The sequence below is a fragment of the Salinivibrio sp. IB868 genome (genome assembly GCF_001995655.1).
In the GTDB taxonomy this organism is placed as follows: Bacteria; Pseudomonadota; Gammaproteobacteria; order Enterobacterales; family Vibrionaceae; genus Salinivibrio; species Salinivibrio siamensis.
This window is the reverse complement of the sequence record NZ_MUEW01000007.1, coordinates 149332-162079: the sequence shown is the minus strand read 5'-3', so window position 1 is coordinate 162079 and position 12748 is coordinate 149332. Positions and strand designations below refer to the sequence as shown.

The 12748-nt window shown below is 52.0% G+C and carries 11 protein-coding genes; all 11 read left to right on the top strand.

Annotation, left to right across the window (positions count from 1 at the left end):
• The 11 genes from mutL (at window position 1) to rlmB (ending at window position 12711) form a co-directional block, all read left to right on the top strand.
• The gene (gene mutL, locus BZG20_RS09530; RefSeq protein ID WP_077578841.1) at window positions 1–2013 is read left to right on the top strand and encodes a DNA mismatch repair endonuclease MutL; all 2013 of its coding nucleotides are present in this window, start codon (window positions 1–3) and stop codon (window positions 2011–2013) included.
• Window positions 2006–2947: a tRNA (adenosine(37)-N6)-dimethylallyltransferase MiaA gene (miaA, locus tag BZG20_RS09525; RefSeq protein WP_046074382.1), complete on the top strand. Its 942-nt coding sequence runs from the start codon at window positions 2006–2008 to the stop codon at window positions 2945–2947. Before mutL ends, miaA begins: the two co-directional genes overlap by 8 nt.
• A 77-nt stretch (window positions 2948–3024) precedes the next feature.
• Entirely contained in the window at window positions 3025–3303 is a 279-nt protein-coding gene (hfq, locus tag BZG20_RS09520) for an RNA chaperone Hfq (RefSeq protein ID WP_046074381.1), read from the top strand.
• 28 nt (window positions 3304–3331) lie between these two features.
• On the top strand, window positions 3332–4624 hold the full coding sequence (gene hflX, locus BZG20_RS09515; RefSeq protein WP_046074380.1) for a ribosome rescue GTPase HflX: 1293 nt from the start codon (window positions 3332–3334) through the stop codon (window positions 4622–4624).
• Window positions 4625–4673: 49 nt separating this feature from the next.
• Window positions 4674–5834: an FtsH protease activity modulator HflK gene (gene hflK / locus BZG20_RS09510; RefSeq protein ID WP_046074379.1), complete on the top strand. Its 1161-nt coding sequence runs from the start codon at window positions 4674–4676 to the stop codon at window positions 5832–5834.
• A gap of 2 nt (window positions 5835–5836) precedes the next feature.
• A complete protein-coding gene (hflC, locus tag BZG20_RS09505; RefSeq protein ID WP_046074378.1) occupies window positions 5837–6727 on the top strand; it encodes a protease modulator HflC in 891 nt (296 codons plus the stop codon).
• A 92-nt stretch (window positions 6728–6819) separates the two neighbouring features.
• Complete coding sequence (locus BZG20_RS09500; RefSeq protein ID WP_046074377.1) at window positions 6820–7005, top strand: DUF2065 domain-containing protein; 186 nt, start codon at window positions 6820–6822, stop codon at window positions 7003–7005.
• Window positions 7006–7122: 117 nt separating this feature from the next.
• Window positions 7123–8421, top strand: a complete 1299-nt coding sequence (locus tag BZG20_RS09495; protein WP_046074376.1) for an adenylosuccinate synthase — start codon at window positions 7123–7125, stop codon at window positions 8419–8421.
• 203 nt (window positions 8422–8624) lie between these two features.
• Window positions 8625–9260 (top strand): tetratricopeptide repeat protein, encoded by a 636-nt coding sequence (locus BZG20_RS09485; RefSeq protein WP_077578839.1) that lies wholly within the window; start codon window positions 8625–8627, stop codon window positions 9258–9260.
• Window positions 9261–9477: 217 nt separating this feature from the next.
• Window positions 9478–11973 carry a ribonuclease R gene (gene rnr / locus BZG20_RS09480; protein WP_077578838.1) on the top strand — a complete coding sequence of 832 codons (2496 nt, stop codon included), beginning with the start codon at window positions 9478–9480 and terminating at the stop codon, window positions 11971–11973.
• 3 nt (window positions 11974–11976) lie between these two features.
• Window positions 11977–12711: a 23S rRNA (guanosine(2251)-2'-O)-methyltransferase RlmB gene (gene rlmB / locus BZG20_RS09475; RefSeq protein ID WP_046074372.1), complete on the top strand. Its 735-nt coding sequence runs from the start codon at window positions 11977–11979 to the stop codon at window positions 12709–12711.
• Window positions 12712–12748 lie beyond the last annotated feature (37 nt).

Sequence of the window (12748 nt, the reverse complement as noted above, 5' to 3'; positions counted from 1 at the left end):
ATGGCGATTGAGATTTTACCCGCGCGCCTTGCTAACCAGATTGCTGCTGGGGAGGTGGTCGAACGTCCCGCCTCGGTGGTGAAAGAGCTGGTCGAAAACAGCATTGATGCGGGAGCGACCCGTATTGATGTGGATATTGAAAAAGGGGGAAGCAAGCTGATCCGCGTGCGTGATAATGGGTGTGGGATCAGCAAAGCGGATCTGCAACTTGCCCTCAGTCGACACGCCACGTCTAAGATCCACAGCTTGGATGATCTTGAGGCGATCATGAGCCTCGGATTTCGCGGTGAGGCGCTAGCGAGTGTAAGCTCGGTATCACGTCTTACTATCACCTCGCGCCCTGCTGACCAGCAAGAAGCATGGTCGGCGTTTGCTGAGGGGCGAGAGATGGCGGTGAATGTAAAGCCCGCCGCCCACCCGGTTGGCTGTACCGTTGAGGTGATGGACTTATTCTTTAACACCCCAGCGCGGCGCAAATTTTTACGCACTGAGAAAACCGAGTTTGGCCACATTGATGAGTTACTGCGGCGCATTGCATTGAGCCGGTTTGATATCACCATCAACCTGCGCCATAACGGTACCCAAGTGCGCCAGTATCGACGTGTGCCAGAAAACGGCGATCCATTACGCCGCGTGAAGGCGATTTGTGGGCAAAAGTTTGTTGAGCATGCGTTGCGGATTGACCTGCATCATCACGACATGGCACTGACAGGCTGGATTTGCACACCAGAAGGTGCTCGTCAGCAAAATGATATGCAGCATTGCTTTGTTAATCAGCGCATGATGAAAGATAAGCTGATTAATCACGCGATTCGCCAAGGTTATGAACAAAGCCTTGCAAGGGATCAGTACGCCGCTTTCGTACTGTATATTGATGTCGATCCGCATCAAGTGGATGTCAATGTGCACCCAGCGAAACATGAAGTCCGTTTTCATCAGGCGCGCTTGGTGCATGATTTTATCTATCAAGCCATTTATGACGGCTTACAACAAGCGTCGTTACCTGAAGACCACAGTGTGAACCCTGAGACGGGCGAAGTGAGAGAAGCGGTCACTTATCAGCCGCGTGCCTCTGCGACCGCCAATCCCAACCCTTACCAACAAGCGGTTGACGCGTTCCCTGATTACCCTGGTAAACGGCAGGAAGACGGGGCATCACCGGCTTCCTGGTCGCGTGATACAGCGTATAAGCACCACGCCGATGACGACCCAACGCGTGGCCGACCTTCTCACGGTTCAGACTGGCCGGGGAGAGCGGATACTCCTTCTCGCTCACCCTCAAAGCAAGCGACGCAAGCGTATCAAGCATTGATGGCCCCCCAACCGGATGCCGGGGCTGACCTAGGTGGTGCCACGCCAACGCGTGCGATGAGTTTGTCGCCATTCGACAGCGTCCCGGCAGCTCTTGATACCGTCTCAACAACCACGAGCACGGGCCAGCCTGGATTAGGGAAGGTGCTTTCAGTGGTTGAGCAGCACTATGTGCTGATGGTATGGGGTGAGAGATTATGGCTGGCCGATCATCACCGGTTAGAATGCTGGCGCCATCAAGGCGCGCTACAACCCGCTCTGGGTGAGGGGCTAGTCACGCAACCTCTATTGATCCCACAACGGTTATCTGCCTCTACAGAAGAGTGTCAGCGCGTGATCCAGTATCAGGCGTTACTTGGCCAGTTTGGTATTCATATTCGCCCTAAAGGGCAGCAATTAATGGTGATGTCAGTCTGTCAGCCACTAAGACAGCATAACTTACAGGCTTTTATCCCTGCGTTATTGGCGTTTTTAGCGCAATTAGATCCTGAGCAATCCCACATGGATCACAGCGCGAGTATGTGCTGTTGGCTGGCAAAGCAGTTGACAGTAGCATCGGATCCAGTCAGCCTTGCGCAAGCGGTACAAACCGTATCGGACGTTGAACAATATTGGCAGGGGGACGCGTTAGAAAAGGGCCGCCAGCGCTACTTTAAACGCATCGACCTGACCTCAGTGATAGAAGCACTACAGCATGACTAATCCGCTGCCTAAAGCGATTTTTTTGATGGGACCGACCGCGTCCGGGAAAACGGATCTGGCCATTGCGCTGCGCCAGACCTTGCCGGTAGAAATCATTAGTGTCGACTCGGCACTGATTTATCGCGGGATGGATATTGGCACCGCCAAGCCGACAGCGGAGGAATTAGCGCAAGCGCCGCATCGTCTAATCGACATTCGTGATCCGTCTCAAGCCTACTCGGCGGCAGATTTTCGTGAAGATGCGCTCACAGAAATGGCGACGATTGTCGCCGATGGTAAGATCCCACTGTTGGTGGGAGGCACCATGCTGTATTTTAAAGCATTGTTAGAAGGGCTATCGCCGTTGCCGAGTGCGGATCCTGATATCCGTGAGGGGTTAGAAAACGAGGCGCAACAGCATGGTTGGGAAGCATTACATGCTCAGTTATGCGAGGTTGATCCCGTGTCGGGCGCTCGGATCCACCCTAACGATCCGCAAAGAATCATGCGGGCGTTAGAAGTCTATCGGATCAGTGGGCAGACCCTAACAGCATTAACAGAAAAAAAAGGTGAACCTTTGCCGTATCAGGTACACCAATTTGCAATAGCGCCTCAGGATCGAGGCGAATTGCATCGCCGCATCGAGCTTCGTTTCGATAAAATGATCGACGCGGGGTTTGAAAAAGAGGTACGCACATTATACGAACGCGATGATCTGCATGTCGATCTGCCATCGATTCGTTGTGTCGGGTACCGTCAGATGTGGGACTATTTGGCCGGACGTTGCACCCATGATGAAGCCGTTTACCGTGGGATTTGCGCGACGCGCCAGTTAGCCAAGCGTCAAATAACCTGGCTAAGAGGCTGGGATAATGTGACGTGGCTTGATAGCGACACGCCGTCGCTGTCTTTACAAACGGTGACAAAAGCGTTGACGGCAGGGACGGAAACTTGATGTATACTGTCACTGACAAGGACGCTGCTTAACCGCGACAATTGACTACAATTACAAACAAATAAGGAAAAGAAATAATGGCTAAGGGGCAATCATTACAAGACCCATTCCTGAACGCGTTACGTCGTGAGCGCATTCCTGTTTCCATTTACCTAGTAAATGGTATTAAGTTGCAAGGCCAAATCGAATCGTTTGATCAGTTCGTGATCCTGCTAAAAAATACGGTTAATCAAATGGTGTACAAGCACGCGATTTCAACCGTTGTGCCGGCACGTGCTGTGAGCCACCACAACAATAATCAAGGGGCTGGTGAGCGTCCACAGGGCGAACGTCAGCAAGAAAAACCTGAGGAATAAAGCATTCTATTGCTAAGGAGTCTATCGCTTGTTTGACCGTTACGAGGCCGGTGAACAGGCTGTACTCGTTCATATAAACTTTACCCATGATGGCGAGTGGGATGATCTCAGCGAATTTCAAATGCTGGTGTCATCCTCGGGTGTCGATGCCTTGCAAGTTGTTGTCGGCAGCCGTCAGTCCCCTCATCCCAAATATTTTGTTGGCGAGGGAAAAGCCCAAGAAATAGCAGATACTGTGCAACAAGTCGGCGCGGACATTGTGATTTTTAATCACACTTTATCCGCGGCCCAAGAGCGCAACCTAGAGCAGCGATTTAAATGCCGAGTGTTAGACCGAACCGGATTGATCCTCGATATTTTTGCCCAGCGTGCGCGTACCCATGAGGGTAAGTTGCAAGTTGAGCTGGCTCAGTTACGCCACTTATCTACCCGGCTTGTGCGAGGCTGGACTCACCTTGAGCGTCAAAAAGGCGGGATTGGCTTGCGTGGCCCGGGTGAAACACAGTTAGAAACAGACCGTCGCTTAGTGCGTGATCGGGTGAAAGCGATTTTAAAGCGACTGGATAAGGTTGCGAAGCAGCGTGAGCAAGGGCGACGTGCGCGTGCGCGGGCGGAAGTGCCGACTGTGTCATTGGTCGGGTATACCAATGCGGGCAAATCAACCTTGTTTAATCGGATCACCGAAGCGGGGGTATATTCGGCCGATCAGCTGTTTGCCACCTTGGATCCGACATTGCGCCGTATTGAAGTGGACGACGTGGGTACCGCGATATTGGCGGATACCGTCGGCTTTATTCGTCACTTACCGCATGACTTGGTCGCGGCATTTAAAGCAACGCTTCAAGAAACGCAAGAAGCGAGCTTGCTACTACACGTGGTCGATGCCAGTGATGAACGCTTTGGTGACAACATTGAAGCGGTCAACAGTGTGTTGGATGAAATCGATGCGGCGGATGTGCCTCATCTTATCATTATGAACAAAATAGATAGTCTGGATCAGGCTGAGCCTCGTATTGAACGGGACGAAGAGGGCGTTCCGAAAGCAGTATGGGTGTCAGCGTTGTCTGGTCAAGGTATCGCGCTCATATTTGAAGCCCTTACCGAGCGTTTATCTGGCACCATGGTGCGGCATCAATTACGGCTGCCACCAAGTATGGCTGGGCGAATGCAAAGTAAATTTCACCAGATGCGATGCGTTATCAGTGAAGAGTACCAAGATGATGGGCATCTACTCGTCGATGTCAGGCTGCCGCAAACGGACTGGTATCGGTTAGAAAAAAGAGAAGGCAACCAACTCGGCGACTTTATCGTCAGTGATTAGGCTGCTAGAGTAAAAAATTATCGTCAGATCAATTTGATGGAGTGCGCGAATGGCGTGGAATGAGCCAGGAAACAATGGCGGTCCCGACAAAGACCCCTGGGGGAATCGTGGAGGCCGTAATCAAGGGCCACCGGATCTTGATGAATTGTTTAACAAACTAAGCCGCAAATTGGGCGGCTTAGGTGGCCGCAAAGGTAAAGGACCATCGTTCGGCGGTGGTATGGCAGGGCTAGGCGTTCTCGCGCTGGTAGGTATCATTGTCTGGGGTATTTCCGGGTTCTATACCATCGGGGAAGCTCAGCGTGGTGTGGTTCTGCGGTTTGGTCAGTATGATCGTATCGTTCAACCGGGCCTGAACTGGAAGCCAACCTTTGTGGATACGGTCAGCACGGTGGATGTAGAGTCGATTCGTTCGCTCAATAGCTCTGGCCTGATGCTGACCAAAGATGAAAACGTCGTCAACGTGGAGATGGACGTTCAGTACCGCGTGATGGATCCACAGCAATATCTTTATAGCGTGACCAATGCAGATGACAGCTTGCGTCAAGCAACCGATTCAGCATTGCGTGCGGTCGTCGGTGACTCTTTGATGGATGACATCATCACTCGTGGTCGTCAAGAAGTGCGTGAGCGTACTCAGGTTGAGCTGAACGAAATCATCGACAAGTACGATATGGGCTTGTTGGTGGTGGATGTCAACTTCCAGTATGCGCGCCCACCGGAGCAGGTCAAAGACGCCTTTGATGATGCGATTGCAGCGCGAGAGGATGAGGCCCGCTTTATCCGTGAAGCCGAAGCGTATCGTAATGATGTGTTGCCGAAAGCAACGGGTCGTGCTGAAACGCTGAAAAAAGCGGCATTGGGTTACAAAGAGCGTACCGTTAACGAAGCAGAGGGTGAAGTCTCTCAATTTGAGAAACTCTTGCCTGAGTATCGTGATGCACCCCGTGTGACGCGTAACCGGCTATACATCCAGACCATGGAAGAAGTGTACAGCAATACGAGTAAGGTGATGGTGGATTCGCAAAGCGGAAACAGCAACCTCATGTATCTCCCACTGGATAAGCTAATGGGAGGCGCAGCCGTTGGCGCTAACCAGCGTAAAGAAACGTCGAGCAGCCAATATGGTATTGAGCTTGAGCAAAGCTCTCAGCCTCAACAGCAAGAGTCGGCACCGCGTTCTGGTTCATCACGAGAAGGGAGATACTAAGCATGCGTAAGATGATGATCCCAGTTGTCGTCCTAGCGGCAGTGGTCTTTTTGATGTCGATCTTCGTGGTGAGTGAAGGTGAGCGTAGCATTGTGATCCGTTTTGGACGTGTGCTTAAAGCGGATAACGACGTGGCGAAAATCTACCAGCCCGGTCTGCACTTCAAACTGCCGTTGTTTGATCGCGTTAAGACCTTGGATGCGCGTATTCAAACCATGGATGATCGCGCTGACCGCTTTGTTACCGCGGAGAAAAAAGACGTTATTATCGACTCTTACGTCAAATGGCGTATTAAAGACTTTGGCCAGTATTATCTGTCCACAGGGGGCGGTAATAAATTGACGGCTGAATCTCTGTTGCAGCGTCGTGTTGCCGATGGCCTGCGTGCCGAAATTGGTAACAAGACCATCAAAGAGATTGTGTCTGAAAAACGTGATCAAGTGATGAAAAGTGTCCTTGAGCGGGCGGCCAGCGAGGGCTCGCGTGATTTAGGGATTGAGTTGATTGACTTGCGTATCAAGCGTATCAACCTACCGAGTGAAATCAGTGAGTCGATTTATGCGCGTATGCGTGCTGAGCGTGAGGCCGTAGCCCGTCGCCATCGCGCACAGGGTCGCGAGCAAGCGGAAATCATTCGTGCGCAAGCGGAGCTCGAAGTGGCGACGATTTTGTCCAAAGCAGAACGTCAAGCGCGGATCACTCGTGGTGAAGCTGACGCAGAAGTGGCGAAGCTATTTGCCAGCGCTTTCAAAAAAGAGCCTGAGTTTTATAGCTTTGTTCGCTCGCTACAAGCGTATCGTAAGAGCTTTAACAGCAAGAGCGATATGCTCGTCGTGGATCCGAAGAGTGATTTCTTCAAATACATGAAGCAACCTGAAGCGATAGAAAAGTAAATCGTTAGATGGGTAGCGACGCATAAAAGACAAGGCTCTGGCCTTGTCTTTTTTTATGTCGTTATCCCCTATTTTCGACGTAGGAGGTAAGAATGACTAGCTTGTGGGGCGCGCTAGCGCTGGTATTAGTGGTTGAGGGGTTAGGGCCGATGTTACTGCCGAAACAGTGGCGACAGATGGTCATGGCTTTAGGTGAACAATCTGACACCCAGTTGCGGCGTATTGGTGGCTGCTTAGTGGTGATTGGGAGTGTGCTGGCTTACCAGCTTTTAACCTAGCATTCAGCCACCTGGCACCGAGCAGACAAGTGAAAATGTCAATACGGTTAAAAAATGACTGCAACCGAGTTTTTAAGGTGCTAGAATCCATTTTTAACTAGCTGCATATCGAAGAAGATGGGTAATAACGTAGTCGTTCTCGGCACCCAATGGGGTGACGAAGGTAAGGGAAAGATCGTTGATCTTTTGACTGAAGATGCAAAATACGTGGTTCGCTACCAAGGCGGTCACAACGCAGGTCATACTCTTGTCATTGACGGTGAAAAGACCGTCCTACACTTGATTCCTTCTGGTATCCTCCGCAACAACGTTAAATGCATTATCGGCAATGGTGTGGTGCTGTCCCCGGACGCCTTGCTGAAAGAAATGGGTGAGCTGGAAGCACGTGGCGTGCCTGTGCGTGAGCGCCTATTCCTGTCAGAAGCGTGTCCACTGATCCTGCCTTATCACATTGCGCTTGACGCAGCACGTGAGCAAGCACGCGGTAAGAAAGCTATCGGTACCACAGGCCGTGGTATTGGTCCTGCGTACGAAGACAAGGTCGCCCGTCGTGGCCTACGCGTTGGCGATTTGTTCGACAAAGAAGCCTTTGCTGAAAAGCTTAAAGAAGTGATGGAGTTCCATAACTTCCAGCTTGAGCATTTCTACAAAACCGAGCCAGTAAGCTACGAAGAGACCTTGGCGAAAGTCATGGAGCAAGCGGACATCCTCACCGGCATGGTGATGGACGTGACTCAAGAGCTGGATGATGCCCGCAAGCGTGGTGACAAAATCATGTTTGAAGGCGCGCAAGGCACTTTGCTTGATATCGACCACGGCACCTATCCGTATGTGACCTCCTCAAACACCACCGCCGGCGGTGTTGCTGCAGGTTCTGGTTTTGGTCCTCGTCATCTTGGCTATGTGTTGGGGATTGCTAAAGCTTACTGCACCCGTGTAGGGGCAGGCCCATTCCCAACTGAGCTGGATGATGAGATTGGCATGCACCTCGGTACCAAGGGCGCTGAATTCGGTGCCACGACTGGCCGTAAGCGTCGTTGTGGTTGGTTTGATGCGGTGGCCATGCGTCGTGCCGTACAGATTAACTCGGTATCAGGCTTCTGCTTAACCAAGCTTGACGTGATGGACGGCTTGGAAGAAATCAAAATTTGTACCGGTTACAAGATGGCAGACGGTTCAACCGTTGAGGTGTCTCCACTAGCAGCTGACGCGTATGAGAACATTGAGCCTATCTATGAAAGCATGCCGGGGTGGAGTGAAAACACCTTTGGGGTGAAGTCTCTGGATGAGCTTCCACAAGCTGCACTGAACTACATCAAGCGTATCGAAGAGCTGACTGGTGTGCCTATCGATGTGGTCTCGACCGGTCCAGACCGTAACGAAACCATTATCAAAGTGCATCCTTTTAATAGTTAAGCACGTAAGACGGTTCGATACCAAAAGCCAGCGTTGATCGCTGGCTTTTTTTATATTTTAGTGTGGCGTAGGAAGCCAAATCGCGTGAAAGCGGAAAAAACTTGCCGCCTTTGCTAAAGTCAGTATGCAAGGTGCCGATACAAAAAAGCACACGGCGAGCGTGCGCGTTGCTGTTGGGTTTCTTGGTTGAATAGCGAGTAGGCATGAAGTTTCGAACGCTGATTTTTTCACTTTCTTTGACGACAGCTACGCTGACGACAGCAACGGCCCATGCGGACGTCGGGGCGGCTGTGCCTTTATACGAAGAAAGTGAGCTTATCACGCTGTTTGAAACCAACTCTCACCTTGAGCGTGTCAAACAAGACGAATGTCAGCTCGTACAAGATATTGAAGCCCGTGCCACCCGTGTGGGCTCCCCTGCCTATGAATTTTTATATGGCGATATGCTGGCGTGGGGGGTGTGTGTTGAGCAAGACGCGGATCTCGGTGTTTACTATATGAAGCAAGCGGCTCAGCAAGGGCTACCCGCCGCATTGGAGCAAATTGGCCGTTACTACGCCAATGGCACACTGGTGCAGCAAGATCCGCACCGTGCGATCCCTTATTTACGTGAAGCTGCCTCGCTGGGTGATACGCGTGCCCGGATCCAGCTGGCAGAGTTGCTGGTGGACGATGTCGGTTCGCCGCTTGATTATGAAGACGCTTACCGCTGGTTATATCAAACCATCACCTCGGATTCTCGCACCCGCAATCGTATCGCACAGTTACGTTCAGCACTTGAGGCGCGGATGCCGCAAAACATTATCGCCCGTGCTAAACGGCGCACCAGCTACTGGTAGCCGTCGGTCTTGTCAGTAGGCGACTTTGCGCGCAAAATCCGTTATACTCTCTATACACATCTGTTCCCAATCTGATTTGATATGGCCTATACGCCATGCTCCTCTCGTTGCCTGCAAGCAAGGCGCTGAAACAAAACGTCAAACTGCGATCATCGCGGCGCAATAGCGACAGTTTACAGATATAATGAAATCAACATACGCCAATAGGAAAAGGTCTATGTCGCAAGACACAGGTTCGACAAATAATACCTCGAGCAGCCTCGCAGCCGATCCTCATCAGGCACGCGAAGCGGAGAAATACGAGAATCCGGTCCCCAGCCGCGAGCATTTGCTGGAAGTTATCCGCAGCTTCAAGGCACCAGTGAGCCGCGATAATCTGTTTTCACATCTGGGCCTAGCTGGTGATGAGCAGTATGAAGGGCTACGTCGACGCCTGCGCGCCATGGAGCGTGATGGACAATTGGTGTTCACCCGTCGCCAATGCTATGCCTTACCCGAGCGGTTGGACTTGGTCAAAGGGACCGTGATTGGTCATCGTGACGGTTTTGGTTTTCTGCGTCCAGAAGGCAAAGGCAACCACGATGATTGGATGCTGCCGCATCATCAAATGCGGAGCGTGATGCATGGTGATGTGATTTTAGCCCAGGGTGTTGGCACCGATAAGCGTGGGCGCAAAGAAGCCCGTGTGGTTCGCGTGCTCGAAGCGCGCCAAGGCCAGATTGTAGGCCGTTACTTTGTGGAAGACGGTATGGGCTTTGTGGTGCCCGATGATAGCCGTCTCGGTCAAGATATTGTGATCGACAAAGAACAAACCCAAGGTGCGCGTATGGGCAATGTGGTGGTGGTCGAGATCATGCAGCGCCCAACTCGCCAAACCAATCCTGTCGGTAAGATTGTCGAAGTGCTGGGCGAGAACATGGCGCCGGGCATGGAAATCGAGATTGCACTGCGCACCCATGATATTCCCCATCAATGGCCGGATGCCGTGCTCAAGCAAGTCAAAAACTTGAGTGAAGAGGTGCCAGAAAAAGCCAAAGAGGGGCGTGTCGATCTGCGTGATTTACCACTGGTGACCATCGATGGTGAAGATGCCCGCGACTTTGATGATGCGGTGTATTGTGAGCGTAAACGCTCTGGCGGCTGGCGCTTGTGGGTGGCGATTGCCGATGTCAGTTACTATGTGCGTCCTGACTCGGCGCTGGATAAAGAAGCGCAAAACCGCGGCAACTCGGTGTATTTCCCTAACCAAGTCGTGCCGATGTTGCCGGAAGTGCTTTCTAATGGCTTATGCTCGCTGAATCCGCAAGTCGACCGCCTGTGTATGGTGTGTGAGATGACGATTTCAGAATCAGGGGCGTTATCTGGTTACAAACATTACGAAGCGGTGATGAACTCCTACGCGCGTCTGACCTATACCAAGGTGTCCCATATCTTGGAAGGCGACGAGGAGCTGCGTGAGCGCTACCGTTCTCTGGTCCCGCACTTAGAAACCTTACACGATATGTATAAGGTGCTGAGCGATGCACGTCAGCAACGCGGGGCGATTGAATTCGAGACGGTGGAAACCCAGTTTATTTTCAACGCACAGCGTAAAATCGACCGCATTGTGCCGGTGGAGCGTAATGATGCACACAAGATCATCGAAGAGTGTATGATCCTGGCCAACGTCGCGTCTGCCCGTTTTGTGGAAAAACACAAAGAGCCGGCGCTTTATCGTGTCCACGAAGCGCCGGGCGAAGAGCGCCTCAGCGGCTTTAAAGATTTCTTAGGCGAGTTAGGCTTGAGTCTCAGCGGCGGCCTTGAGCCGACGCCGAAAGATTACGCGGCGCTGATGCATGTGGTGCATGGTCGTGCTGACAGTGAACTGATTCAAACCATGCTGCTACGCTCGATGAAGCAAGCGGTGTATCAAGCGGATAACCAAGGCCACTTCGGTTTGGCGCTCAAGCAATACGCGCACTTTACCTCGCCCATCCGTCGTTATCCGGATTTGCTTCTCCACCGAGCGCTTAAATACCTGATTGCCAAGCAAGCGGGTAAGAACCAAGATCGTTGGACACCCACTGGCGGCTATCACTACTCATTTGACGATATGGATGTGCTGGGTGAGCAATGCTCGAAAACAGAGCGACGTGCCGATGATGCCACCCGAGATGTATCGGACTGGCTCAAATGTGAGTACATGCAAGATCACGTTGGCGATGAGCTGGAAGGCGTGATTGCTAATGTCACTGGCTTTGGTTTCTTTGTCCGCCTTAATGAGCTACATATCGATGGTTTAGTCCATATTTCCAACCTCGACAATGATTACTATCGCTTTGATATGGTAGGGCAACGCTTGGTGGGCGAAGGGTCTGGCCGTGTGTTCCGACTCGGCGATCAGGTGACAGTGAAAGTCTTGGCGGTGAACTTGGATGAGCGACAAATCGACTTTGAGCTGGTAGGCTCTGAACGCAAAGCTCGTCGCCCGGGTAAAACGGCTCGTGACAAACGTAAAAAAGGCCGAGCGGAGTCGAATAAAGACCCGCAAGCCCGTCGTGAGCGAACCTCGGTTCGCCAACAGCTTAAACGTGGTGCGGTGCCAAGTGTTGAAGAAGACAAGGCGCCTGCAGATAAAAACGGCAAAAAGCGTAAAGTGAAATCGCCTGCGGAAAAAGCGCGTAAGAAAAAGGCGAAGAAACAAAAAGCCAAAGCGGGTCAGAAAAAGAAGTAAATCATGAGTAATGAAGTAATTTACGGTATTCATGCCGTTAAAGCGATTTTAGCGACCGACCCTTCCCGCTTTATCGAAGTGATGGTGTTAAAAGGGCGCCAGGATGAACGTCTGGTACCTGTGCTAAATGAGATTGCGATGTTGGGGGTCAGCATCCAACAAGTGGGTCGCAAGGCCTTAGACGACAAAACCCAAGGTGCGTCGCACCAAGGGATAGTGGCACGTGTCAAAGCGGGCCGTCAGTACAACGAAAATGACTTGGAGGCGATCCTCACCAATACCGAGAACCCCTTGCTGCTGGTGCTTGATGGTGTCACCGACCCCCACAATTTGGGGGCGTGCTTACGTACCGCGGATGCGGCGGGAGTCAGTGCGGTGATTGTCCCGAAAGACAAGTCCGCTCAGCTCAATGCCACGGCGCGAAAAGTGGCCTGTGGCGCCGCTGAAGTGGTGCCTTTGGTGCGCGTCACCAACTTAGCGCGAACCATGCGTGCGCTCAAAGAGCAGGGCGTGTGGTTTGTGGGCACGGCGGGTGAAGCCGATCATGATGTTTACGACACCAAATTGGTGGGGCCGCTCGCCTTAGTGATGGGCGCAGAAGGAGATGGCATGCGCCGTTTGACGCGTGAAACCTGTGATGAGCTGATCCGGATTCCGATGGCGGGCAGTGTGTCGAGCTTGAATGTGTCCGTGGCGACTGGCGTTTGCTTGTATGAAGCGGTGCGTCAGCGTCGTTAACTGCAGTGTCTCTTGTTCACCGTTGAAGAAAAACGCC